Here is a 22,903-nt window from a genome sequence, read left to right as displayed (position 1 = left end):
CCGCAACATCTGGGTTGTTTGAAGTCCAGTTGCCATTTTCACCTTTAGTTAAGGTAGCAGTTTTCGGTGTATCCGCTTCATCGGTGTATCTCACTTCTACAGACTTGGTATCCGCATCTGCAGGAGGAGTCACTTCCACTGAGCCGTTGTCTTTCGCTTCAACAGTCGGTTTAGCCGGTGCAGTCGTGTCTGTGCCGCCAGATGCCTTTCCACTATCATTTGCAGCAGCAATAATGCCGCCTACTGCTACCACTCCAGCTGCAACCCACAGCCAATTAGGATTAAATGCCCAAAATGGTGTAGCTACGCTATTACCACCTAACGCCTGTGGAGAAAATACTTCTTCTGCCAATAAGGTAACTGCATCACTTTCAACACCGCTTTGCGGTACATAGGCATAGTATTGTCCGTTTTCTGCCTTACCCAAAAGTAATTCGGTATTGTTGCTCTCGTAATAGCCTTCCAGTACCAAATCGGATTCTTGATTAATGTCGGTGCCTTCAAATGCAATGTGAAGGTCGTTACCAATGCGTTTGGTATCGATAGTTTCAGGAGCGTACTGGGTATTGTCATCAACCAATTCGTAGTTCACATTTGGTTGAGCTTTGATGATGACTTTTTTATTCGCTGCATTCAATTTGACGGTTTCAACAGTTTCGTTGCCACTATTGATTTTTACGCTGATATTCTTTGACATGGATTTTCCCTTTTAAATTTGTTTAGTTGGCCGCGCAGGCTGTTTCGTTAATGCGTGAAATTGTGTGGGCTTGATGCTTGAGTTTCTTTAATGCTTCTTGTGCTGTTGCTGCATCAACCTCTTTGATTTGAGGCACTGAAACATTTGTTGCATCAATTTGGTAATAATGTACCGATTGTTCTGTTAGATTTACGTTGAGTTTTGTTGTAGGTTTGGCTGCCACGTATTGGGCCTCCAAAGTTGCAGGCTTCGCGCAAATTTCTGTCTTTGCAAAACCACCTACTTGGAGAGATGACAGGTATTCACCATTAACTTTGATATTGACTGCGATTGGGTTTGCACCCGCATCGGCACGATAGAAGACCAAACCGGCTTGATTTACTTGCGGTTTAATTTGAGATGAGTGGTTGTCAAAGTTTGACCATCTGTTGTTACTTAATGTACAGGCAGACAGTACGGATACAGCTAAGGCTGCTGCAAGCGTCAGTTTTAAAAGTTGCATCATTTACATTCCTCGCAATTAAGCAATTAAATAGAATGGACATAAATCCACCCTCTGTTTTAGATATCATATGCAAATTACTTAACATAAAATTTCAGCTTTACTTTACCATAACCTTCAATCACGCAACTCGCATATACCATTATTATATCTACCATTTGTAATAAAAATAACATGCTTATAAAAACTTTATAAATAGTAACTTGGGTTTTATATTTAATCAGCATTTACAAAAAATTTCATTAGTAAACAAACTTTATTTCACACATTTAACTAATATATTAAAAAAAATATAATTATTTGAAATTTAATGTAATTTAAGAAAATCCAACTAACTGAGAAAAATAATTACCTTATTTATTATTAATATCTTTATAAAGATAATTAAGATTATATTGTAAAGAAACTTTTACAATAGACTTGAAATCTAAATATCCAATTTTCCAATATTTCTCTTAAAACAACAGCATAAAACTATAAACTATGATTTCCTGATAGCCTCATTACTGGCGAAACATCATCTAAAACCATCCCTTGATTAAACTCCAAACGTAAAAAAACCTGCTTTTTTCAAAGCAGGTTTTCATATTTGGTGGGTCGTGAGCGATTCGAACGCTCGACCAACGGATTAAAAGTCCGCTGCTCTACCGACTGAGCTAACGACCCGATAAGCTGTGCATTATAGAGACGGGTCACACAGCTGTCAACACTTTTTTAAACTTTTTATTCGACGACGATTTTCGGGAAGCGGCTGCTGAAGTCTTTGCCTTTATCGGCAATGGCCAGCGCAATTTGGAATGCGGCTTCGGTGTAGATGTCGGCGATGGTTTGGTTGTTTTCAAACAAGGCTGAAGATGTGCCGCTGTCCATGGCTTCGCGTACAGGCAAGCTCAAGGGAAGTTGGCCGAGCAACGGTACATTCAAACGCTCTGCCAAGTTTTTGCCGCCTTCTGCGCCGAAGATTGCTTCGGCATGGCCGCAGTTGTTGCAAATATGGACAGACATGTTTTCTAAAACGCCCAAAATCGGAATATTGACTTTGTTGAACATATCCACGGCTTTGCGTGCATCAATCAGGGCGATGTCTTGCGGCGTGGTAACGACAACGGAGCCGGTCACGGGGATTTTTTGCGACAGGGTCAATTGGATATCGCCGGTACCGGGCGGCAGGTCGATGAAGAGATAATCGACATTGTCCCACTCGCTTTGGAACATAAGCTGTTGTAAGGCTTGGCTGACCATCGGGCCGCGCCAAACGACGGCTTGGTCGGTATCGACCAGAAAACCGATGGACATCACTTGAATGCCGCTTTCGGCTTCAACGGGAATGAGTTTTTTGTTTTGTTGATCGGGTTTGCGGTCTTGTACGCCGAGCATGGTGGGCTGGCTTGGGCCGTACAGGTCGGCATCGAGTACGCCGACGCGCGCGCCCATTCTGGCCATTGCGGTGGCAAGATTGGCTGTGGTCGTTGATTTGCCGACGCCGCCTTTGCCCGATGCAACGGCGATGATGTTTTTCACGCCTTTGATGGTTGCTACGCCGGGTTGAACTTTATGCGTACCGATTTCGGTATCGATACTCAAGTGAATGTGGGTATCGCCGGTATGCGAAATGACGGCTTCTTGAACGGCGTTGGCAATGTCTGCGGCAATATGGGCAACTGGGAACGCGAATTTCAGGCCGATATGCAGGCCGTCTGAATGCTCTTCCAGAAGCGAAACGGCTTTTTCGCTGCCCAAAGTGCGTATTGTGGTGGGAATCAACACGGCATCGAGTGCGGTTCGGATGGCTGGGATATTCATAATCTGCCTCTTGAATGTGGGAAATTGTTTATGTGCGCGATTTGTCGTGCGACAAATCTGCCGAATTATACCCTTGAACGCCATGCAAGGGATACGCCCGAAAAACTTCAGGCTGCCTGAATCATCGGGCAGCCTGAAAAAAGGGTCAACTGAAACGCGGCCTTATTCGCTCAAGAGCGCAATGTCGGCAACTGCGTTCATTTGTTCTGCCAAGCGGTTCAGCAGGTTCAAACGGTTTTGTTTCACGGCGGCATCTTCGGCCATTACCATCACGCCGTCGAAGAAGGCATCGACTTGCGGCTTGACGGAAGCAAGCTCGGACAAAGCAGTTTGGAAATTGCCTTCGGCAACAGCGGCAGAGATTTTCGGCTGCAAACCTTGAGCAGCGGCGTACAAGGCTTTTTCTTCGTCCTGTTGCAGCAGGCTTTCGTTAACCGCGCCCAACTCGGCATCGGCTTTTTTCAGCAGGTTTTGTACGCGTTTGTTGGCAGCGGCGAGCGCGGCAGCTTCGGGCAACTGTTTGAACGCGGCAACGGCCTGCAGTTTGGCCACTACGTCGTCCAAACGGCGCGGCTGTTTCGCCAATACGGCGGCAACGATGTCTTGCGGATAATCGTTTTGCAGCAACACGGCCAAACGCGCCTGCATGAAGTCGGCGGTTTCAGACGGCGTTTTTTCGTTGAGCAAACCTTGCGGGAAGCTGTTGAAGGCCGTCTGAATCAGTTCGTTTACGTCCAAACCGTACTGCATCAGCATACGCAAAATACCCAATGCGGAGCGGCGCAGGGCGTATGGGTCTTTGTCGCCGGTCGGAATCAGACCGATGCCCCAAATGCCGACCAAGGTTTCCAGTTTGTCGGCCAAAGCAACGGCGGTTGCCACTTTGCCGTTCGGCAGGTTGTCGCCGGCAAAACGTGGTTGGTAGTGTTGCTCGATGGCTTCGGCGATTTCTTCGGTTTCGCCGTCCAAGCGGGCATAGTATTTGCCCATGGTGCCTTGCAATTCTGGGAACTCGCCGACCATTTCGGTCACCAAGTCTGCTTTGGCCAAACGTGCGGCGCGCTCGGCTGCGGCGGCATCCGCGCCCAATGCTTTGGCAATATGTGCGGCAATGCTTTGCAGACGCTCGATGCGCTCGGCTTGCGAACCGATTTTGTTGTGGTAAACCACGCTGGACAATTTCGGCAGGCGGCTTTCCAAAGTCGCTTTTTGGTCTTGTTTGTAGAAGAACTCAGCATCAGACAGGCGCGCGCGCAAAACGCGTTCGTTGCCTTGGATGATGTGTGACGGATCTTCGGTTTGCAGATTGGACACCAGCAGGAAGCGGTTCATCAACTTGCCGTTTTGATCGAGCAGCGGGAAGTATTTTTGGTTTTGCTGCATGGTCAGAATCAAGCATTCTTGCGGTACGGCGAGGAAGTGTTCTTCAAAACCGGCTTCCAATACCACAGGCCATTCGACCAATGCGGTCACTTCGTCCAACAAGGCTTCATCGGCGGCAACGGTCGCGTTCAGACGGCCTGCCTGCTCGTTCAAGGCCGTCTGAATGGCGGCTTTGCGTTCGGCAAACGATGCTTCCACTTTGCCTTGCTCGCGCATTTGTACGGCGTAGCTGTCGGCATTTTCAATGGCGATTTCGCCGCTGGAGAGGAAACGGTGACCCAATGTTTTGTTGCCGCTTTGCAGACCCAAAACGCTGACGTTTACGATGTCGCCGCCGTGCAGCACGATCAGCCCGTGGACGGGGCGCACAAAGGTAAATGTGCTGCTGCCCCAACGCATGACTTTAGGAATCGGCAGTTTTTTCACTGCGGCATTGATGATGTCTTCCAAAAGCTCGCCCAGCGGTTTGCCGGTTTGAACATACTCGTAGGCGTACACGTCTTGCTTGCCGTCATTAATGATGGTCAGGTCTTCGATTTTCGCACCCGCACCGCGCGCAAAACCTTCCAAAGCCTTAGTCGGCGCACCGTCTTTCATGGCATTCGCCACTGCCGGGCCTTTTTTCACGATTTTTTGATCGGCTTGAACGGCTTTCACGTTTTTGACTTGAACGGCCAAACGGCGCGGAGAAGCGTAGGCAGTGTATTCGGCTGCGCCGTCAATCAGTTGCGCTTTTTCCAAGCCTTCGGCAACGGAAGCGGCAAAATGGTTGCCCAGATTATTGAGGGCTTTTGGCGGGAGTTCTTCAGTGAGAAGTTCGATTAAAAGGGTTTGGGTTGTCATGTGCTTATCGTTAAAGAGGAAATTGGTTTGGCGTCTGAATACGGCATCATGCGGTTTTCAGACGCAAGGTTAATTGAATTGACGGCGATTTTATCATTTTCAGACGGCCTGTGGCTGTCTTTCACAAACAATTTGCCCGATTCTCAAGCAACTTCGTCCGCAACGTCTTCAATTTGTGGCGCGGATATACGGCAAACCACTGGTTTCGTCGTATTCGGGAATGTCACTTCCGGCAAACAGCGTACAGGCCAAACGCACGGCTGCACCGGTCACGACAGGAGAAATCATAAAACCGTGGCGGAACAGGCCGTTGACTTCAATCAGGCGGCGTTCGCGGTTGAAGCGGATTTCGGGGTTGTGGTGGTTTAAAGTCGGGCGCAGGCCGGTGGCCAGTTCCAAAAGGTTCGCCTCGCCAAATGCCGGATGCACGGCGTACAGTGCGGACAAAAGTTCCAAACCGGAACGCACGCTGGCCGGCGCTTGGCTTTCGCTTTCGATTTGGGTCGCACCAATCACAAAAATATGGTTTTCCTTCGGCGCGATATACAAAGGATAGCGCGGATGCAGCAGGCGCACGGGGCGGGAAAGCTCGATTTCGGGTGCGTAAACGCGCGCCACTTCGCCGCGAACGCCGCGCAAAACGCTTTCAGACGGCCTGTTCCACGCTGCTTTTGCGCCATAACCGCGGCAGTCGATGACCCAATCATATTGCGCCGCCAAATCTTCGACTTCGCGTTCGCACGACCAATGACACGCTACATTCATTGATTCTAAAGCATCGGCAAGCGCATTCAATACCTGCCGTCCGTCCAACTGCCCTTCTGTCGGCAGATACAGGCCGTCTGAAAACCGCCCTGCCAGTTGTGGTTCGTTGGCCGCGATTTCATCGGCATTCCAGCGTATGGTTTCATGTTCCGCCACGCCGCCGCGCTTCAAATGACGGGCAAACTCGGCAGAAAGCGGCTTGTCCTGCGTGTGCCAGACAATCAGGCTGCCGTTTTCCTGCATCATCACCGGCGTATTCAGACGGCCGACAATAGCACGCCAAAGCGCGATGCTTTGTTTGCCCAAACGGATGACTTCGGGCGTTGCCTCCACCGCCTCGGCAGACGGCGCCAACATGGCCGCGGCAACATAAGCGGCGGCTTGCGCGCCGTTGCGTTCGCCTTTCTCAAACAACTTGACCGAAATGCCCTGCTCTGCCAGTTGGAACGCCATCAGACGGCCCGACAGACCGCCACCGAGTACCGCAACCTTAGACATCAGTTTCTCCTTGTTTTTAATATGAAAATAAACTGCATATTTTAAAACTTGTTTTGCTTTATCACAATATCGACACAAAATGAGAACAGTTTTTGCATATCATGATTGCCCAGGTCAAGCCGATAACTTATAAACAAACAGACGGAATCCCTCCCTCTGCAAGCAGTTACCCATCGCCTCAGATTGCCCATCAGCCTTGATAAAAATATCTTCTTTACATAAAACCGAATATAATGGCATTTCTTGACACATTTATTCACTCGGCATTACTGCATTTATTGAATTTTTTGATGTATATATTTGATTTTATAAGGAATAATGATGAAAAGCTTGGGCAGTACTTTATTTATCCTCGGCGTATTGGCATTCGGTTTGAATTATATGAACGCCGTCCCCAAAGTCTTGGCCTGGATTTACGAATGGGGTGAAGATACCGCCATGTGGATTAAAGCAGGCATTACAGGCGGCGGCGCTTTACTGTGGTTGGCAGGCAATTTCCTTGAGAAACCTGCAGAGGCAGAGGCTGAACCGGAAGAGGAAGAAGAATAAATACCATAAAAGGCCGTCTGAAAAATTTCAGACGGCCTTTTTTATAGGTTCACAAAACAGCGCTTTCTTTATGTTCGAAAGTTTGCCTTTTAAAGCTCGTTTGTTGTGGCGGTAAATTGTGTTGCTGTACAGGGCTTTTGATGCTGAATACTCCCGCCTGTTTATCCGAACTTCACTTCTGCCCCGAATACTTCCTGCCATAGTTTTCGCACGTTGCCGTAGTGGGTCAGCAATTCGTCCGTTACTTCGGTTTTTTTGGCGTCGCGCAGTTTGGTGTTGTGTTGCTGCTGGCGGTAGAAGCGGTAGGCGGTGCGGCTTTGTTCGGCGAGGGTTTTGTCGATGAGACCGCAGTCGGCGGCGATGTTCAACAGGGCGATGTTGCCGTAGTTGTCCAAGAGTTGCGGATACTGGCGGGCATGGGCAAGGATGAGATATTGGACGATAAATTCGACGTCGACCACGCCGCCGCGCGCGTATTTGACGTTTCTGTCGGCAGGCGGATGAGTGGGGAACATTTTTTCGCGCATTTCGATGATTTCGCCTGCTAAAACGGTTTGGTCGCGTTCGGCGGTCAGCATTTCGGTACGGATACGGTCGAAGGCCGTCTGAACATCAGGCGTGCCGCAGATAAAACGGGCGCGGGTAAGGGATTGGTGTTCCCACGTCCATGCGTTTTCGCGCTGGTATTTTTCAAAGGCGGAGATGCTGTGCGCAAGGAAACCAGCGTCGCCATTAGGACGCAGGCGCAGGTCAGTTTCGTAGAGGCTGCCTGCGCCGGTGGCGGTGGAAAGCCAGTTGGTCAGGCGGCGGGCAAGGCGGCTGTAAACGTCGCCTGCATCAGGATGCGGGTCGTCGTAAAGATAGACCAAGTCGAGGTCGGAGGAATAGCTGAGCTCTTTACCGCCCAGTTTGCCGTAGCCGATGATGGCGAATTGCGGCGTATCACGGTGTTTTTTGGGCATATCTGCCCACGCGCATGGCACGGCGGCGGCGAGGATGGTATCGGCAAGGGCGGAGAGCTGGTCGGAAAGTGATTCTACCGTCCACAATCCGGCAAGATCTTGAACGGCGAGGCGGAAGACTTGGGCGTGTTGGAAATGTCGCAGTGTGTCCATTTGCGCTTCGGTGTCGCCGCCGCAGGCTTTGAGGTCGTCTGAAAGGGCGGCGGCAAGGGCTTGCCAGTCGAACGCGGTATCTAAAAGCTGCGCGCTGATGAGTTCGTCCAGCAGAATCGGATATTTGCTCAGATATGCCGCCACCCATGAGCTTTGGCTCATAATCTCTGCCAGTTGCGCCAGGGTTTGCGGATGTTCGTTGAGGAAGGCGAGATAGGCGGAACGGCGGCTGATGTTTTCGAGGAAGTCAAACAGCCGCATCAGCGTATCGGTCGGATTGGGTTGCGCTGCCGCCGCCTGTACAAACAGCGGCACAATGGCGTCGAAACGCGGCTGGGCGTGTGCGGAAAGATGGCGGTATTTATGACCGTGCCGGATTTGGTCGAGCCTTACGGCGATGGTTTCGGCATCGAACCCGTGTTCTTTCAGACGACCTTGCCGCTCTTCTTCGTCGGGCTTGTCCTGCCATGCCCATTGCCATTCGCTGTTGTCCTGCGTTTGCTCTTCGGGTTCGCTCAAAATTTCGTTAAACAACTGATTGACTTTGTTCCGATGAACATTGAGGCCGTCTGAAAAAGCGGCATAGCTGTCGAAACCCATGCTTTCGGCGAGCAGTTGCTGCTGTTCGGGCGAGGTGGGCAGGGTTTGGGTTTGTTGGTCGTCCCAGTATTGCAGGCGGTGTTCGACGTCGCGCAGGAAGCGGTAGGCGGCCAGCAGGGTTTCGACGTTTTCAGACGGCATGATGCCCAGCTCGGCAAGCTTCTTCAGCGTTTCCTGCGTGCCTTTCAGTTGCAGCGTGCGCATTTGTCCGCCGCGTATCATCTGGAATATCTGGGCGATAAATTCGACTTCACGGATGCCGCCTGCGCCGAGTTTGATGTTGTCTGCCATGCCTTTTTTGCTGACTTCGCTGCGGATTTGGCGGTGCAGGTTGCGCATCGCCTCATACGCGCTGTAATCCAGATATTTTCGGAACACAAAGGGGCGCACCAGCGATTTGATGTCGTTCGGATACGGCGTAACCACGCGGCCTTTGCACCACGCATAGCGCTCCCATTCGCGCCCCTGTGTAATCAGATATTGCTCCAGCGCGGTTTCACTCAACACCAGCGCGCCCGAATCGCCGTCCGGCCGCAGCCGCATATCGACGCGGAACACCTGCCCGTCGGCGGTAATGTCGTTCAACAACGCAATCAGTTTCTGCCCGACTTTGGTGAAAAATTCCTGATTGCCCCGTTCGCGCCTACCGTCGGTATCGCCCGATTCGGGATAGATGAAAATTAAATCGATATCGGAAGACACGTTCAGCTCATAGCCGCCTGCCTTACCCATCGCCACCACGCTCAAATGCTGCGGCGATTTAGTATAACGCCCGATTGGCGTACCATACATATCCTGATAATAGGCGTAAGAAAAATCCAACGCAGTATTCACAGCAAAATCGGCAAACAGCGTAATCGTACGGGTTACTTCGTTCAAATCGCTGATGCGGTTGATATCGCGCACGATAATCTGCGACACGACATAACGGCGCAACTCGCGCAACTGCCGCGCTAATTCTTCCTCGTTTTCTTCCGCACGGATTTTGTCCCAATCGGCAAAAGCTTGAAAATCAGCTTCGGTCAAAACCTTGTCCAGCATGGGCAGGAAAATTTCGGGCTTGAGTTTACCTGAATCAAGATTACGGGCGAGAAAAAGGGAATAACGGCGGGCGGCGTCGAGGCGGTTCATAATCTTTGCCTGAATAAACAGAAAAGACCATCATAGCAAGGTTTCAGGCCGTCTGAAACCCACGCTTTCCCCTATCCGTGCAATCGGCTAAAATACCAACCTTTGCAACCCCACATAAGGAAACCGCCATGACCCGTATGGTTCACTGCGTCAAACTCGGCAAAGAAGCCGAAGGCATGAAATTTCCGCCGCTGCCCAACGAACTGGGCAAACGCATCTTCGAAAACGTTTCCCAAGAAGCATGGATGGCATGGACCCGTCACCAAACCATGCTGATCAACGAAAACCGCCTAAGCCTTGCCGATCCGCGCGCACGCGAATACCTCGCCCAGCAGATGGAACAATACTTCTTCGGCGACGGAGCAGATGCCGTACAAGGCTACGTTCCGCAAGAGCCTAAATAAGCATTGAAAAGCCAAGGCCGTCTGAAACCTGATTTTCAGACGGCCTTTAAAATTCCCGATTGCCCCGCATATTAGGCAAATAGAACAGATAAATCATACAAACCCATGATTCTCTGTTAGAATCCAAATTTCATTCATTTTCAATTCATACTGGAGCAAACGCCATGCAAAACGACGTTTACGACTATACCTCGCAAGGCTCGGTTGCCAAAAATACCGTCCTGCAAAAAACCTACCGCCTGCTCGGCCTGTCTTTCATTCCTGCCGTTGCCGGCGCATTCTTTTCCGCCAAAACAGGCTTTAACATTTTCTCCATGTTCGGTTCATCTTGGATTGCCCTGGCTGCCTTCTTCGGCTTCTTCTACGGCATGACCTTCCTGATCGAGAAAAACCGTTACAGCAACGTCGGCGTAGCCCTGTTGATGATCTTCACTTTCGGCATGGGCCTTGCCATCAGCCCTATGTTGCAATACGCCCTGGCGATTAACAACGGCGCGCAAATCGTCGGTACGGCCGCCGCCATGACCGCCGGTGTATTCTTCACCATGTCCGCCATGGCGCGCCGCACCACAATGAACATGAACAAACTCGGCAGCTTCCTCGGCGCCGGTGCCATCGTGCTCATGATTGCCGTTGTGGCCAACATCTTCCTCAACATCCCTGCCCTGAGCCTGACCATCGCGGCCGGCTTCGTTGTCTTCAGCTCCCTGATGATTATGTGGCAGGTGCGTGCCGTTATCGACGGCGGTGAAGACAGCCACATCAGCGCGGCGCTGACCATCTTCATCTCCATCTACAACATTTTCAGCAGCCTCTTGAGAATCCTCATCTCTATTAGCGGTGACGACTGATCAAGCCGCAAAGGCCGTCTGAAATTTCAGACGGCCTTTTTGATTTTTGACATCACCGACAAACTCCCCTATCCTGAACGTACACAAATCCTCTTTCCAACCCAAAATGACCACGACCACTCTGCGCCGTGCCGTGTACGCAGGCAGCTTCGACCCACCCACCCTCGGCCACCTGTGGATGATACAGGAAGCCCAATCCCTCTTTGACGAACTCATCGTCGCCATTGGCACCAATCCCGAAAAGCGCAGCACCTACACCATAGAAGAACGCCGCGCCATGCTCGATGCCATTACCCACCCCTTCCCCAACGTCCGCATCAGCGTGTTTGAAAACCGCTTTTTGGTCGATTACGCCCGCGAAGCCAACGCCAATTTCATCGTCCGCGGCATCCGTTCCGCCGCCGACTACGAATACGAACGCTCGATGCGCTACATCAACAGCGACATCGCCCCCGAAATCTCCACCGTCTTCCTAATGCCGCCGCGCGAAATAGCCGAAGTATCCTCCACCATGGTCAAAGGCTTGGTCGGCCCACAAGGCTGGCGCGACATGATAGGCCGCTACCTCCCCGACCCCGTCTATCAAAAAATCCTGCAAGACCACGAAACAAACACATAAAACAAAGGCCGTCCGAACATTTCAGACGGCCTTTCAATTTTCATTAATTATTGACGGGCAGACATCAACGCCTGCAGGTTTTGATTCAACGTTTCCATGTCCAACCAACCGGCGGCAATAAACAGCATCAGAATCACCGTACCCACACACAGCACCCCGATACCATACAACACATAGCCCACCAAAACACGGCCTACCGTCGCATTCCCCATCCACATCAAACCGCGCACCTGCACCACAAACACCCAAGCCTGCCACAGCAGCGCAAACGCAGCCAACGCCGGCACATACAACACCAGCAACAGCGGCAGCAACAAAGCCTCAGACACCAAAATAAAGCCCCACAAAGGCAGCCGGGGCGCACCGTAATAATGCAGCACCTTGCGCATCGAGCGACTCAACACCAACCATTTCACAATCACCAAAATCACCGACAGGCACACCGCCGCCGCGCCACTGCCAAACAAAGGCGACATGCTGGCCGCGTTCACGACACCCAACAGCAGCAACACCGCCGCCATCACCAAAGGCGAATACAAATACGTCTCCGGCGAACGATAGCGCAAACGCAAAACATCCCACATATCACGAACAAACACATACAGCATGGCATAAATCCAAAGCAAAAAAACCGATTGTATCTTAGGCCGTCTGAAAATCAAACCGGCAAACCTAAAAACCGCCAATTAAAACGAAAAATAATTCAATACAAAACAAAATCTTAATTTACCACCTCAAAAATAAAGCCTGCAAACGCTTGCACAAGGCAACGAAATTTGGTTTAATTCACATCTCGCAACGAAACACGCGAAGGCCAGATAGCTCAGTTGGTAGAGCAACGGATTGAAAATCCGTGTGTCGGCGGTTCGATTCCGCCTCTGGCCACCACCAACCGCCTTAAAGCGGTTATTTTTTTGTCTATACAATTTGTACGCTATACCTAGCGCAAATCCCGTTCCAGACCATGCGTCCCGATTTCCACACAAGGCCGTCTGAAAATTTTCAGACGGCCGTTGTTTATGTTGGCATGGCATAAAAATCCGCTTTACCGCCCCATTCCGACAGAATACGGCGCTTCCATCCAAACCGGCTGAAACCTTCGCGAACATACTGAATATGAATAAAGTTCAAGGCAGGTCGGTTTACTATATAATACCGTCCAAACCAACCATAACTTACTCATTGCAGGGAAGATAATGAAAAAAGTGCTGATTGTGCATTACTCGCAAACGGGGCAGCTCTCCAGCCTGGCGCGAAATTTTGCCGCGCCGTTGCAAACAGCCGGCGTACAGGTCGATTGCGTCAATATCGTACCGGAGCAGGCATTTCCGTTTCCATGGCCGTTTTGGCATTTTTTCGATACCTTTCCGGAAACCGTCCATTTAAAACCCGCCCCGATTCTGCCGCCGCAAATCCCATCCGAAGATTACGATGTAGTGGTCATTGCCTACACTGTTTGGTTCCTCTCTCCTTCGCAACCGATGACCGCCTTTTTGCAACGCGAAGAAACGCGCCGCCTGCTGGACGGCAAACCGGTCATCACGCTTATCGGCTGCCGCAATATGTGGCTGGGCGCGCAGGAAAAAATGAAATCTTTGCTGAAACAAAACGGCGCCAAACTCATCGGAAACATCGTAAAAATCGATGACTGCAACAGCGCGGCAAGCTTCATTACCACGCCCGCATGGATGCTGACCGGCGACAAACGCTATTTCCGCTCCCTGCCCTCTGCCGGCATTGCTGAAGAAGAATTGGCGGATGCGGCGCGGTTTGGTACGAAATTGCGCGATACACTATTGAACCAACAGCCTTTGGACGAAACCCTGTTTCAAAATATGGGCGCGGTGACAGTCAATGAAAAACTGATTTTCAGCGAACGTGCCGCCGGCCGTAGCTTCTTCGTCTGGGGCAAGCTTTTGATTGCGGCAGGCCGTATTTCTCCGCTTTTGCGCCGTGCGCTGCTGTGCTTCTACATCGTCTTTTTATTGGCGATGATTTTGGTGGTTTTACCCATCAGTGTAATTTTGAAAAAACTGCTGCATCCGCTGCTCAAAGGCCGTCTGAAAAAGCTGGCGGATTATTATGAACAACCGTCAGGCAGATAATCTGTTTCAGACGGCCTCAAACCAGGAATCCATCATGCCCGAAGTTATCCACTACCCCGAACGCCGTCGCTTTCAAATCGACATTGACGGTTTGGAAGCAGGCTATATCAGCTATACCGAACACAACGGCGGCTGGGACGTAAACCATACCGTGGTCTCGCCCAACTTCCGTCATCGCGGCATTGCCAAACTGCTGGTGGACGCGCTGATGGAATATGCCGAAACACATCACATCCCGTTGACTGCAAGCTGCGACTACGCGGCGCGGTTTATCGGTTGATTATTTTGACAAACACATCATGACATCGAATAACACACTCAAAGACGTTTATCTCAACCGCGTTTCTGCCTTTTTACCCAATGCTCCCGTCGGCAATGACGAAATGGAAGCCGTCCTCGGCATGGCAGGCGATGTGCCTTCACGCGTGCGCCGTATGATCTTGCGTTCCAACTGCATTTTATCGCGCCATTACGCCATCGACCCCGAAAGCCGCCGTACGACGCACACCAATGCCGAGTTGGCCGCCGAAGCAGTCAACGGCCTGTTTGCCCAAGGCGTTGCGGCAGAAGCCATCGGCAGCCTGGCCTGCGCCACTTCCTATCCCGACCAAACCATGCCCGGACACGGTGTGATGGTGCATGGCTTGCTGGATATGCCGCCTTGCGAAGTGTTCAGCATGGCAGGCGTATGCGCGGCAGGTATGGCGGCGATGAAACACGCCTACAACGCCGTGCGCACCGGCGAACACGCACATGCGGTTTCCGTTGCTTCCGAAAACGCCTCGGCGGTCATGCGCGGCGAAGTGTTCCAAAGTGAAACCGACCATAAAAAACTGGAAAACGCCTCCCCCGAAATCGGGTTTGAAAAAGACTTTTTGCGCTGGATGCTGTCTGACGGCGCAGGCGCGGTGTATCTGTCCGACCGTCCCAATTCAGACGGCCTCAGCCTGAAAATCCATTGGGTAGACCTGCTTTCCTACGCCAACGAAATGCCGCCCTGCATGTATGCCGGCGCAGAATTCCGCGACGGCGTATTTGAAGGCTGGAAACACGCCGATGCCGATTACGGCCGCCGCCACAGCCTGATGGCGGTCAAGCAGGACGTCAAACTGCTGAACGAAAACATCGTCCGCTATACGGTGGAAAAACCCCTCTCCCAAATCGCCGCCAAACACGGCATCCGTGCCGAAGAAATCGATTGGTTCCTGCCCCACTACTCTTCCGGCTTTTTCCGCGACCGCCTTTCAGACGGCCTGAAAAACATCGGCTTCGACATTCCGCAGGAAAAATGGTTTACCAATCTGCACAGCAAGGGCAATACGGGTTCGGCCTCGATTTACATCATCCTTGAAGAATTTATGCGCACTTTCCCCATCGAACACGGCCAAAAAATCCTGTGTTACGTTCCGGAAAGCGGACGCTTTTCAACATGTTTCATGCTTTTGGAAGCAGTAAAGGCCGTCTGAATGAAGATTGACGACATTCCTCAAGACAACAGCGCCAGCTACCACGGCCACCGCAAAGTCATCTACGGCACCCGCGACGGCCACTACGAAGCGGCCACCAGCAACGGTTGGCAGGACGAAGCCTACGCCACCGAAATGGCGGTGTTCGAACTCGATGCCCAAACGCAGGCCGCGCGCGAAGCCGTCAAAAAAGGCGAATACTCGCCGCTGTACTACCATATGTTCCGCTGCCGTTATGATGAAACCGGCTTGGCCCTGGCGGCAGGCGTATGGAAATGGCAGCTTCGTCGGCATTTCCGCCCCGAAGTGTTCGCCAAACTACCAGCCAAAACCCTGCAAAAATACGCCGATGCCTGCCAAATCAGCATAGACGGCCTCAAACAAACCAATATTTAAAGTCCCTCATGATTACCCTGCATTCGCTCAACCAATCCCGCGCCCTGCGCATTGTTTGGCTGCTTGAAATCCTCGGTACGCCCTACCGCCTGCAAACCTACCGCCGCCATCCCGACACTTTGCTCGCCCCTGACGAACTTAAAGCCATCCATCCCTTGGGCAAATCGCCTTTATTGGATGATGACGGCTTTATCTTGGCGGAAAGCGGCGCGATTACCGACTACCTGATTCAAACCTACGGCAACGGCCATCTGATGCCCGAACGCGGCAGCCGCGAATACTGGCAATATCAACGCTGGCTGCATTATGCCGAAGGTTCGCTGATGCCGTTATTGCTGCTCGGACTGGTGTTCCGCCGGATTGAAAGCGCACCCATGCCGTTTTTCGTCAAACCGATTGCCCGCAAAATCAGCGGCAGCGTCAAAAGCAGCTTTATCCTTCCGCAAGCCGCGCTGCATCTTTCCCACATCGACAGCGAGTTGGAAAACCGCGAATGGTTGGTCGGCAACAGCCTCAGCGGTGCCGACATCATGATGAGTTATCCGCTGCAAGCCGCAGCCGACCGCTTCGATTTTGCCGACTACCCCAATATCCGCGCTTATTTGCAACTCATCGAAGCGCATGAAGCCTACCGCCGTGCCGTTGAAAAAGCAGGTTCGCCTTTATTGAAACTTGACCAATAAAACAAGGCCGTCTGAAATATTTTCAGACGGCCTGAAATCTTGGTTCACTTATCGAATAGCTTTGCAGCAAACGGCATTTTTACCCAAGCGCCGCCCGAGTGCTTTGTTCCCTCTCGCCGTTCCACTATAATGGCAACCCATATCCTTCTAAAAAATAACACCATGCCAACCGACAACCGCCCGACTCTTGCCATCGACACCAGCACATCCTTTCTGTCCATCGCATTGGAACATCAAGGCGAAATCCGCCTGTTTCACGAAAATGTCGGCACCAAGCAATCCGAACAAATCCTGCCGCAAATCGAGCGCCTCTTTAAAGAAGCAGGCATCACTGCCGCCGATTTGGGCTACATCGTCTATGCACAAGGCCCCGGCGCATTTACCGGCCTGCGTATCGGCGCGGCGGTTGCACAAGGTTTGGCCACGCCGTTTGACACGCCCATGATCGGCATTCCCTGCCTCGATGCCGCCGCTTCGCTGCTGCCGCCATCAAGCTGCGTACTGGCGGCCACCGATGCACGCATGGGCGAAGTGTTCTACGCATGGTTTGATACGCAAAACCATGTCCGCTTGAGCGATTACACAGTTGGCAAAGCCGCCACCATTACCGCGCCCGAAGGCAAAACGCCTAGCGGCGGCATCGGTAACGCCTTTGCCCTCGCCGACAAACCGCCTTTTGACGGTCAAGCCGATATGCCGACCGCCACCGACTATCTTAAACTTGCCCGCAGCGGCCGCTATGTTGCTACTGACGCGGCACACGCCGAGCTGCTCTACGTCCGCAACAAAATTGCCCTGACCGCGCAAGAGCAAGCCCAACAAAAGGCCAAACCGTGAACCTGCGTCCAGCCGTACTTGCCGACTGCCCCACCCTTGCCGCCATCGACGCACAAGGCAATCCTTCGTCGTGGACGGTGAAGCAGTTTGAATCAGCTGTTCAACACCATCCCGACAGCATTTGGCTCAGACAGGCAGACAACCAAATTACCGGCTTTATCGTGTGGCAAACCGTATTTGACGAATCCGAGCTACATTTGATTGCCGTCGCGCCCGAATACCGCCGCCAAGGCATTGCGTCCGCCCTGCTGCAACACTGGCAAAACGCAGTGCAACAGCAAGGCGCAACCCGATTGCTGCTCGAAGTCCGCGCAAGCAATGAAACCGCGCAACAGCTCTACCGCAAACACGGCTTCCAAACCTGCGGCCGCCGCAAAAACTACTACGCCCTGCCCGACGGTGGCAGCGAAGATGCCGTATTGATGGAGAAATCATGTTAAGCAGCCGCTACCTGCACCTGCACGAAGCCTTGGGCTTGGGCCCGATGTGGCTGAACCGAAACGCCAAAATCATCCATGCCGCGCCTCAAGCCGCACCATCAGCCGCGCCCGTCCGCCCCAAAACCATTGCTGCCGATACCGCGCAAGCCGTGCGCACTTTATCCGCAGGTGCCCATCAGGCGCGCACGGCCGCCATTGCCATTGCGCAAACGGCCAAACCTGCTGTCCGCGCTCCCGAAGCGGCACCCAAAGCCATTGTCGAAACACCGGCAAAAACAGAAAAAGCCGCGCATTCAGACAATCTGCCCCGTCTTGACGTAACCATCAGGCCGTCTGAAATCATGGTGGTCAGCATTTGCCCGTCCACCGAAGACAGCCTGCACGGTACGCTGTTTAGCGGCGACGTCGGCACGCTTCTCGACAACATCCTCGCCACCATCGGCCTCAAGCCCGAGCGGGCGCACAAAACCGCATGGGTCAAAACCGCGCCCGTATTTACCGCCCTGCCCGATGCCGAACACATCCGCGCCGAACTTGCCGAAATGCAAAACGAGCTGACCGCTTCGCAAGCGCGCGCAGTATTGTTTCTCGGCAAAATCTTCGACAGCCCCGACATGATTGGACTGATGAACGAATTGTGCGCAGAGCGACCGCATTTCGTCATTCCCCACCCCGCCCGCCTGCTGATGCAGCCGCAACTCAAAGCGCAGGCATGGCAAATCTTAAAGCCATTGAAACAGCTTTTGGCCAAGGCCGTCTGAACATTCTGTTCAATCTGAAATCAGGTTTTCCAGCAACAAAAAAGGGCGTGTTCGACACGCCCTAACATTTATCAATATTCCGCCGAATGCCAGAAAGGCTGGCCCACCGTCGGCGTACTGGCGCGCGCTTTCTCACGCGCCTCCACAGGTTCCGCCTCATAAGCCAGACGGCCCGACTCGACCGCAAGCGCAAAAGCGCGTGCCATATTGACCGGATCGCCGCTACGGGAAACGGCGGTATTCAGCAGCACGCCGTCAAAACCCCATTCCATCACTTGCGCCGCCTGTGAAGGCAAACCCAAGCCTGCGTCGATAATCAGCGGCGTGTCGGGCAGGCGTTCGCGCAGAACTTTCAGCGCATAAGCATGAACTGCGCCCAAACCTGTGCCAATCGGCGCCGCCCATGGCATCAACGCCTGACAGCCTGCGTCGAGCAGGCGGCGGCAGGCAACCAAATCTTCGGTGCAATAAGGCAGTACTTTGAAGCCGTCTTTAATCAGGATTTCCGCCGCTTCGACGAGCTGGAACACGTCGGGCTGCAACGTGTCATCATCGCCGATAAGTTCGAGCTTGATCCAATCGGTATCAAACACTTCGCGTGCCATTTGCGCAGTGGTTACGGCTTCCTGCACACTTTGACAGCCTGCGGTATTGGGCAACACAGGCACGCCCATTTCTTCCAACAACGACCAAAAGCCCTGCCCGTGCGCTTCGCCGCCGCTGCCGGAACGACGCAACGAAACGGTAATCATCGCCGGTTGCGCGATTTGGACAGACTGCTTGAGGATTTCCGGCGTCGGATAAGCAGCCGTACCGAGCAGCAGCCGTGAAGGGAAAGTTTCTCCATATAGGGTAAACATGATGGATTCCTTTGTATTGTTTTTTAGATTTTAAGCATAAGGCAATCGGGCAACCCTGCCCGATATTCAGACAGGCAAAAGTCGGGTGCAAATACCCGACCTGCTGATTGCAAATCACTTATCCGCCGACTACGGGGCGTACAATGTCCACTTTATCGTTTTCGTTCAACAGCGTTTCCGCATACGCGCCTTTGGCGACAAAATGGGTATTGACGGCAACGGCAAACGGTTTTTGCGGCGCGGTTTGGGCGATAAGGTCGGCAACGGTTGTGCCGTGAAGTTCGGCGCGTTCGCCGTTTAAGATGATGTTCATGGTTTCTCGATATTTCGGTGTTTATAGCGAGCTAAGTTTTGCCTGCACGGTAAATTGAATCTTTTTCGCTTTCGCAGGCCGTCTGAAATTAGGTTTTCAGACGGCCTTATTCATTCCACAAAGCCTGAAACGCTTTAACCACCGCTTCGGGAGTTTCCGCTTCGGTCACGGCGCGGACGACGGCGAGTGAGGAAACTCCGGTGGCGAGTACGGCTTCGGCGTTGTTCAAATCGATGCCGCCGATGGCAACGACGGGTGTGCCGCGTGCCTGTCTGACGTATTCACGCAGTTTGTCCAAGCCTTGCGGGGCGGTGGGCATTTGCTTGGTCGTGGTCGGGAAAATCGCGCCGCTGGCAACGTAGCTGGGGTGTACAGACAAAGCGCGGTCGAGTTCGGCGACGGAGTGCGTACTCAAACCCAAGCGCAAACCGGCAGCTTCAATCGCGGCGAGGTCGGCGGTGTCCATATCTTCCTGCCCGAGATGTACACCGTATGCACCTGCGGCAATCGCTTCGCGCCAGTGGTCGTTGATGAAAAGCTGGGTCGCGCTGTTTTGACAGGCTGCGACGCAACGTTCGATTTCGCGTTTCAACTCGTCGCCATGCAAGGTTTTACAACGCAGTTGCACCGTGTCGGCACCTGCTTTGACCATGCGCTCCACCCAATCGGCGGTGGGAACGACGGCGTAGAATTTGAGCGGGGATTTTAGGGGCGGGAAGGTCATGGGGTGTCCTTTTTCATTTCTTACGGAGCGATAAAGGTTGTCTAAAAACATCGAGTATTCGCATTCATGCCGTAGAGCAGAAGAGGGGCGATACTTGATGGGAAGCTTTCGCTTTTATAACCAACGGCGGACGCGCCGACAATAAGACTCGTACTCTGCGCCGAATTTCTGCGCCAAAACGCGTTCTTCGGGCATGATTTGAAACCACGTCATATAGGCAACAAATGCAGCCAAAAACAACCACGGCAGCGGGTGCGCCAAATAGCCCGCCCATGCGACCAGCCAGCAGCCCAGACCCGCATACATCGGGTTGCGGCTGAAACGGTACACGCCGTCTGAAACGAAGTGTTCGGTTTGTTCGGGGTTGAGCGGGCTGACGGTTGTGCGCACACGGCGAAACGCCCACACACCTAATACGCTCAACAGAGTCCCAAACACCATGAAAACAACCGACAGCAATATAGGAAAGCGCGGCAATATGTCGGCTAACGCCGACACTTGGGTAGAGATGTACATCAACAACGCACAAATAAAACATATCGCCGGCGGCGGAATTTTGGTTTCTAAATTCATATTGTTACCTTTATAAAACTGATAGCGCAGCGTTTTCAGACGAACTAAAGCTTATTTTACCTCAAGCTTATTTTCCAATATACGCCAAACCGCTTTCTTCATCACGTTCGGGCGCGTCTTTTCCGTCAAACAGTGCCACTGCCAATCTGACGGCGGCGGCGGTTACGGCAGGGGAAATCATGAAACCGTGGCGGAAACAGCCGAAAATCTGTGTTTAGGTTTCGGCTATTGGGGGGGAAGGGCTTTTTTGCAAAGGTCTCGGCCTTTTAAACGGTTTGAAAAAGGACGTGTCGAACACGTCCTTTTTTCCTATTACAACAGGAATATGGTTGCCAATCCCAAGAAAATCAGGAAGCCGCCGGAGTCGGTGACCGCGGTAATCAGCACCGAACTGCCCAATGCCGGGTCGCGTCCGGCTTTGTCCATCATAACGGGGATAAGGACGCCGACGGTCGCGGCAAGCAAAAGGTTCAAGGTCATCGCGGCCACCATGACCAAACCGATGCCGATGTTGCCGTAGAGCAGCCATGAAATCACGCCCATCACGGTGCCCCAAATAATGCCGTTGACGAGGGCGACGCCGACTTCTTTTTTCAGCAGGCGGCCTGCCTGCGTGCTGGTCATTTGTCCCATTGCCATGGCGCGGACGATCATGGTGATGGTTTGGTTGCCGGAGTTGCCGCCGATGCCGGCGACGATGGGCATCAACGCTGCCAGTGCGACGATTTTCTCGATACTGCCTTCAAATGCGCCAATCACGCGGCTGGCGATAAAGGCGGTACACAGGTTGATGGCGAGCCACATCCAGCGGTTTTTCACCGAGTCTAAAATCGGGGCAAACAAGTCCTCTTCTTCTTGCAAACCGGCCATGTTCAACATGTCGGCTTCGGATTCTTCACGGATTACGTCCACCATTTCGTCAATGGTGATCCTGCCGATCAGCTTTTTGTTTTCATCAACAACCGGCGCAGTTACCAAGTCATAACGTTCAAACGCCTGCGCCGCTTCTTCCACGTCGTCTTCGGGACGGAAGCGCACGACATCGGTGGCCATCACGTCTGCCACCATGTCTTCGGGATCGGCGACCAAGAGTTTGCGGATGGGCAGTACGCCTTGCAACACGTCGTTTTCATCGACCACGAAAATCTTGTCGGTATGGTCGGGCAGACTGTCGAAACGGCGCAAGTAGCGTAACACGACCTCACACGTCACATCGGCGCGGATGCTGACCAATTCAAAGTCCATAATCGCACCGACTTGGTTGTCTTCGTAAGACATCGCCGCTTTGACCTGCTCGCGCTCTTCTTCATCACGCGTTTGCAGCGCTTCGTACACCACTTGGTGCGGCAAGTCGTCTGCCAGTTCTGCCAATTCGTCTGCGTCCAAATCATCGACAGCGGCCAACAGCTCGTCTTTGTCCATGGACTCGATCAGCATTTCGCGTACGGAGTCGGATACTTCCAGCAAGACTTCGCCGTCGTCTTCAGGGGCGACCAAAAGCCAAACGATGTTACGCTCGCGCGGCGGCAGGGATTCCAAGACGGCGGCCACGTCGGCAGGGTGCAACTCGGCCAAGAGGACGGTCAGCTCGGTAAACTTATCGCGCAGGCTTTCGTCTTCAATCGGCATGCCTGCTTCGATTTGTTCAAAGGACGGCTCGAGGATTTCGCATAAGGCGTGGATGCGGTCGATATCGTCAGAAATGCGGTCTTCTACCACATCATTGTCGGGGATATTGTCGAGATTCGGAGGGGTTTGTTCGATGCTCATAAATGCTCCGCCCGCCGGACGCGGGAAGGCATTTCGGCGGGATGATTATTGTTGTTGTGTATCAGATGGGAAGTTCAAAGGCGAACTGGGAAGGTCCATAATTCGAGCCTGCTGAGAGGCGCAGAGTTGTAAACGGTGCATATTCTACTCTTTTTTAGGCCGTTTTACCATTTTTAACGGGAAAGGCCGTCTGAAATTTAAGTTTCAGACGGCCT

General features: G+C 52.5%; 24 protein-coding genes, 2 tRNA genes and 1 pseudogene. 13 read left to right on the top strand and 14 right to left on the bottom strand.

Annotated elements, in window-relative coordinates; translation table 11 throughout:
- From HMPREF2865_RS07275 to HMPREF2865_RS07250, 6 genes are all read right to left on the bottom strand, one after another.
- A partial coding sequence (locus HMPREF2865_RS07275; protein WP_210399356.1) for a hypothetical protein occupies window positions 1-697 on the bottom strand: 697 nt, incomplete at its 3' end.
- 22 nt (window positions 698-719) lie between these two features.
- The gene (locus HMPREF2865_RS07270) at window positions 720-1,202 is read right to left on the bottom strand and encodes a hypothetical protein (RefSeq protein ID WP_070646568.1); all 483 of its coding nucleotides are present in this window, start codon (window positions 1,200-1,202) and stop codon (window positions 720-722) included.
- 587 nt (window positions 1,203-1,789) lie between these two features.
- Window positions 1,790-1,865: transfer RNA gene (locus tag HMPREF2865_RS07265), tRNA-Lys, on the bottom strand.
- Window positions 1,866-1,922: 57 nt separating this feature from the next.
- Window positions 1,923-3,002: an iron-sulfur cluster carrier protein ApbC gene (apbC, locus tag HMPREF2865_RS07260; protein WP_070646567.1), complete on the bottom strand. Its 1,080-nt coding sequence runs from the start codon at window positions 3,000-3,002 to the stop codon at window positions 1,923-1,925.
- 162 nt (window positions 3,003-3,164) lie between these two features.
- Window positions 3,165-5,228, bottom strand: coding sequence for a glycine--tRNA ligase subunit beta (gene glyS, locus HMPREF2865_RS07255; RefSeq protein WP_070646566.1), 2,064 nt, complete (start codon window positions 5,226-5,228; stop codon window positions 3,165-3,167).
- 168 nt (window positions 5,229-5,396) lie between these two features.
- On the bottom strand, window positions 5,397-6,491 hold the full coding sequence (locus HMPREF2865_RS07250; RefSeq protein WP_070646565.1) for an FAD-dependent oxidoreductase: 1,095 nt from the start codon (window positions 6,489-6,491) through the stop codon (window positions 5,397-5,399).
- Window positions 6,492-6,809: 318 nt separating this feature from the next.
- Here HMPREF2865_RS07250 and HMPREF2865_RS07245 point away from each other — a divergent pair, with 318 nt between their 5' ends.
- Window positions 6,810-7,040 carry a cell division protein gene (locus HMPREF2865_RS07245; RefSeq protein WP_283120653.1) on the top strand — a complete coding sequence of 77 codons (231 nt, stop codon included), beginning with the start codon at window positions 6,810-6,812 and terminating at the stop codon, window positions 7,038-7,040.
- Window positions 7,041-7,201: 161 nt separating this feature from the next.
- On the opposite strand, the gene glnE is transcribed toward HMPREF2865_RS07245, so the two are convergent.
- The gene (gene glnE, locus HMPREF2865_RS07240; protein ID WP_070646564.1) at window positions 7,202-9,886 is read right to left on the bottom strand and encodes a bifunctional [glutamate--ammonia ligase]-adenylyl-L-tyrosine phosphorylase/[glutamate--ammonia-ligase] adenylyltransferase; all 2,685 of its coding nucleotides are present in this window, start codon (window positions 9,884-9,886) and stop codon (window positions 7,202-7,204) included.
- A 128-nt stretch (window positions 9,887-10,014) separates the two neighbouring features.
- Here glnE and HMPREF2865_RS07235 point away from each other — a divergent pair, with 128 nt between their 5' ends.
- The 3 genes from HMPREF2865_RS07235 to coaD all read left to right on the top strand — a co-directional run bounded on the left by HMPREF2865_RS07235 (window position 10,015) and on the right by coaD (window position 11,760).
- Complete coding sequence (locus HMPREF2865_RS07235; RefSeq protein WP_003682648.1) at window positions 10,015-10,290, top strand: oxidative damage protection protein; 276 nt, start codon at window positions 10,015-10,017, stop codon at window positions 10,288-10,290.
- Between the two features lie 164 nt (window positions 10,291-10,454).
- A complete protein-coding gene (locus tag HMPREF2865_RS07230) occupies window positions 10,455-11,141 on the top strand; it encodes a Bax inhibitor-1 family protein (protein WP_049336659.1) in 687 nt (228 codons plus the stop codon).
- Between the two features lie 106 nt (window positions 11,142-11,247).
- Entirely contained in the window at window positions 11,248-11,760 is a 513-nt protein-coding gene (coaD, locus tag HMPREF2865_RS07225; protein WP_070646563.1) for a pantetheine-phosphate adenylyltransferase, read from the top strand.
- Between the two features lie 47 nt (window positions 11,761-11,807).
- Here coaD and HMPREF2865_RS07220 read toward each other — a convergent pair whose 3' ends face one another.
- On the bottom strand, window positions 11,808-12,368 hold the full coding sequence (locus tag HMPREF2865_RS07220) for a hypothetical protein (protein ID WP_070646579.1): 561 nt from the start codon (window positions 12,366-12,368) through the stop codon (window positions 11,808-11,810).
- 204 nt (window positions 12,369-12,572) lie between these two features.
- Here HMPREF2865_RS07220 and HMPREF2865_RS07215 point away from each other — a divergent pair.
- The 9 genes from HMPREF2865_RS07215 to HMPREF2865_RS07175 all read left to right on the top strand — a co-directional run bounded on the left by HMPREF2865_RS07215 (window position 12,573) and on the right by HMPREF2865_RS07175 (window position 18,448).
- A tRNA-Phe gene (locus tag HMPREF2865_RS07215) sits at window positions 12,573-12,648 on the top strand.
- Window positions 12,649-12,956: 308 nt separating this feature from the next.
- Complete coding sequence (locus HMPREF2865_RS07210) at window positions 12,957-13,865, top strand: dialkylrecorsinol condensing enzyme (protein WP_070646562.1); 909 nt, start codon at window positions 12,957-12,959, stop codon at window positions 13,863-13,865.
- Window positions 13,843-14,145 carry a GNAT family N-acetyltransferase gene (locus tag HMPREF2865_RS07205; RefSeq protein ID WP_283120652.1) on the top strand — a complete coding sequence of 101 codons (303 nt, stop codon included), beginning with the start codon at window positions 13,843-13,845 and terminating at the stop codon, window positions 14,143-14,145. Before HMPREF2865_RS07210 ends, HMPREF2865_RS07205 begins: the two co-directional genes overlap by 23 nt.
- A gap of 19 nt (window positions 14,146-14,164) precedes the next feature.
- Window positions 14,165-15,331 carry a beta-ketoacyl-ACP synthase III gene (locus HMPREF2865_RS07200; protein WP_070646561.1) on the top strand — a complete coding sequence of 389 codons (1,167 nt, stop codon included), beginning with the start codon at window positions 14,165-14,167 and terminating at the stop codon, window positions 15,329-15,331.
- The gene (locus tag HMPREF2865_RS07195; protein ID WP_070459667.1) at window positions 15,332-15,727 is read left to right on the top strand and encodes a DarG family dialkylresorcinol biosynthesis protein; all 396 of its coding nucleotides are present in this window, start codon (window positions 15,332-15,334) and stop codon (window positions 15,725-15,727) included.
- An 8-nt stretch (window positions 15,728-15,735) separates the two neighbouring features.
- Window positions 15,736-16,410 (top strand): glutathione S-transferase family protein, encoded by a 675-nt coding sequence (locus HMPREF2865_RS07190; protein WP_070459670.1) that lies wholly within the window; start codon window positions 15,736-15,738, stop codon window positions 16,408-16,410.
- A 162-nt stretch (window positions 16,411-16,572) separates the two neighbouring features.
- Window positions 16,573-17,247 (top strand): tRNA (adenosine(37)-N6)-threonylcarbamoyltransferase complex dimerization subunit type 1 TsaB, encoded by a 675-nt coding sequence (gene tsaB, locus HMPREF2865_RS07185; protein ID WP_070459674.1) that lies wholly within the window; start codon window positions 16,573-16,575, stop codon window positions 17,245-17,247.
- On the top strand, window positions 17,244-17,687 hold the full coding sequence (gene rimI, locus HMPREF2865_RS07180) for a ribosomal protein S18-alanine N-acetyltransferase (protein WP_070459676.1): 444 nt from the start codon (window positions 17,244-17,246) through the stop codon (window positions 17,685-17,687). Before tsaB ends, rimI begins: the two co-directional genes overlap by 4 nt.
- Complete coding sequence (locus HMPREF2865_RS07175; protein WP_070646560.1) at window positions 17,681-18,448, top strand: uracil-DNA glycosylase family protein; 768 nt, start codon at window positions 17,681-17,683, stop codon at window positions 18,446-18,448. Before rimI ends, HMPREF2865_RS07175 begins: the two co-directional genes overlap by 7 nt.
- A 71-nt stretch (window positions 18,449-18,519) precedes the next feature.
- Here HMPREF2865_RS07175 and HMPREF2865_RS07170 read toward each other — a convergent pair whose 3' ends face one another.
- The 6 genes and pseudogenes from HMPREF2865_RS07170 to mgtE all read right to left on the bottom strand — a co-directional run bounded on the left by HMPREF2865_RS07170 (window position 18,520) and on the right by mgtE (window position 22,688).
- Window positions 18,520-19,308: a thiazole synthase gene (locus tag HMPREF2865_RS07170; protein ID WP_070646559.1), complete on the bottom strand. Its 789-nt coding sequence runs from the start codon at window positions 19,306-19,308 to the stop codon at window positions 18,520-18,522.
- A 118-nt stretch (window positions 19,309-19,426) separates the two neighbouring features.
- Window positions 19,427-19,621 carry a sulfur carrier protein ThiS gene (gene thiS / locus HMPREF2865_RS07165; protein ID WP_070646558.1) on the bottom strand — a complete coding sequence of 65 codons (195 nt, stop codon included), beginning with the start codon at window positions 19,619-19,621 and terminating at the stop codon, window positions 19,427-19,429.
- A 106-nt stretch (window positions 19,622-19,727) separates the two neighbouring features.
- Window positions 19,728-20,345 (bottom strand): thiamine phosphate synthase, encoded by a 618-nt coding sequence (gene thiE / locus HMPREF2865_RS07160; protein WP_070646557.1) that lies wholly within the window; start codon window positions 20,343-20,345, stop codon window positions 19,728-19,730.
- Between the two features lie 114 nt (window positions 20,346-20,459).
- On the bottom strand, window positions 20,460-20,918 hold the full coding sequence (locus HMPREF2865_RS07155; protein ID WP_070646556.1) for a methyltransferase family protein: 459 nt from the start codon (window positions 20,916-20,918) through the stop codon (window positions 20,460-20,462).
- Window positions 20,919-20,985: 67 nt separating this feature from the next.
- Window positions 20,986-21,129, bottom strand: a pseudogene (locus HMPREF2865_RS12030) (FAD-dependent oxidoreductase); the annotation flags it as partial.
- A 101-nt stretch (window positions 21,130-21,230) separates the two neighbouring features.
- A complete protein-coding gene (gene mgtE, locus HMPREF2865_RS07150) occupies window positions 21,231-22,688 on the bottom strand; it encodes a magnesium transporter (RefSeq protein WP_070646555.1) in 1,458 nt (485 codons plus the stop codon).
- Between the last annotated feature and the right edge of the window lie 215 nt (window positions 22,689-22,903).

The organism is Neisseria sp. HMSC073G10 (genome assembly GCF_001812605.1).
Taxonomy (GTDB): Bacteria; Pseudomonadota; Gammaproteobacteria; order Burkholderiales; family Neisseriaceae; genus Neisseria; species Neisseria subflava_A.
Note: the sequence above shows the minus strand (reverse complement) of the source record. Positions and strands in the feature narration are given on the sequence as shown.

What these genes read in the sequence shown, in the direction of transcription:
- HMPREF2865_RS07190 (WP_070459670.1), top strand. Translation starts at nt 15,736, where the DNA reads ATGATTACCCTGCATTCGCTCAACCAATCCCGCGCCCTGCGCATTGTT.
- HMPREF2865_RS07155 (WP_070646556.1), bottom strand. Translation starts at nt 20,918, where the DNA reads ATGAATTTAGAAACCAAAATTCCGCCGCCGGCGATATGTTTTATTTGT.
- HMPREF2865_RS07175 (WP_070646560.1), top strand. Translation starts at nt 17,681, where the DNA reads ATGTTAAGCAGCCGCTACCTGCACCTGCACGAAGCCTTGGGCTTGGGC.
- HMPREF2865_RS07210 (WP_070646562.1), top strand. Translation starts at nt 12,957, where the DNA reads ATGAAAAAAGTGCTGATTGTGCATTACTCGCAAACGGGGCAGCTCTCC.
- thiS (WP_070646558.1), bottom strand. Translation starts at nt 19,621, where the DNA reads ATGAACATCATCTTAAACGGCGAACGCGCCGAACTTCACGGCACAACC.
- HMPREF2865_RS07195 (WP_070459667.1), top strand. Translation starts at nt 15,332, where the DNA reads ATGAAGATTGACGACATTCCTCAAGACAACAGCGCCAGCTACCACGGC.
- HMPREF2865_RS07235 (WP_003682648.1), top strand. Translation starts at nt 10,015, where the DNA reads ATGACCCGTATGGTTCACTGCGTCAAACTCGGCAAAGAAGCCGAAGGC.
- HMPREF2865_RS07230 (WP_049336659.1), top strand. Translation starts at nt 10,455, where the DNA reads ATGCAAAACGACGTTTACGACTATACCTCGCAAGGCTCGGTTGCCAAA.
- HMPREF2865_RS07170 (WP_070646559.1), bottom strand. Translation starts at nt 19,308, where the DNA reads ATGTTTACCCTATATGGAGAAACTTTCCCTTCACGGCTGCTGCTCGGT.
- glyS (WP_070646566.1), bottom strand. Translation starts at nt 5,228, where the DNA reads ATGACAACCCAAACCCTTTTAATCGAACTTCTCACTGAAGAACTCCCG.
- HMPREF2865_RS07245 (WP_283120653.1), top strand. Translation starts at nt 6,810, where the DNA reads ATGATGAAAAGCTTGGGCAGTACTTTATTTATCCTCGGCGTATTGGCA.
- HMPREF2865_RS07220 (WP_070646579.1), bottom strand. Translation starts at nt 12,368, where the DNA reads ATGCTGTATGTGTTTGTTCGTGATATGTGGGATGTTTTGCGTTTGCGC.
- coaD (WP_070646563.1), top strand. Translation starts at nt 11,248, where the DNA reads ATGACCACGACCACTCTGCGCCGTGCCGTGTACGCAGGCAGCTTCGAC.
- glnE (WP_070646564.1), bottom strand. Translation starts at nt 9,886, where the DNA reads ATGAACCGCCTCGACGCCGCCCGCCGTTATTCCCTTTTTCTCGCCCGT.
- apbC (WP_070646567.1), bottom strand. Translation starts at nt 3,002, where the DNA reads ATGAATATCCCAGCCATCCGAACCGCACTCGATGCCGTGTTGATTCCC.
- HMPREF2865_RS07205 (WP_283120652.1), top strand. Translation starts at nt 13,843, where the DNA reads ATGAACAACCGTCAGGCAGATAATCTGTTTCAGACGGCCTCAAACCAG.
- tsaB (WP_070459674.1), top strand. Translation starts at nt 16,573, where the DNA reads ATGCCAACCGACAACCGCCCGACTCTTGCCATCGACACCAGCACATCC.
- mgtE (WP_070646555.1), bottom strand. Translation starts at nt 22,688, where the DNA reads ATGAGCATCGAACAAACCCCTCCGAATCTCGACAATATCCCCGACAAT.
- HMPREF2865_RS07250 (WP_070646565.1), bottom strand. Translation starts at nt 6,491, where the DNA reads ATGTCTAAGGTTGCGGTACTCGGTGGCGGTCTGTCGGGCCGTCTGATG.
- HMPREF2865_RS07270 (WP_070646568.1), bottom strand. Translation starts at nt 1,202, where the DNA reads ATGATGCAACTTTTAAAACTGACGCTTGCAGCAGCCTTAGCTGTATCC.
- HMPREF2865_RS07200 (WP_070646561.1), top strand. Translation starts at nt 14,165, where the DNA reads ATGACATCGAATAACACACTCAAAGACGTTTATCTCAACCGCGTTTCT.
- thiE (WP_070646557.1), bottom strand. Translation starts at nt 20,345, where the DNA reads ATGACCTTCCCGCCCCTAAAATCCCCGCTCAAATTCTACGCCGTCGTT.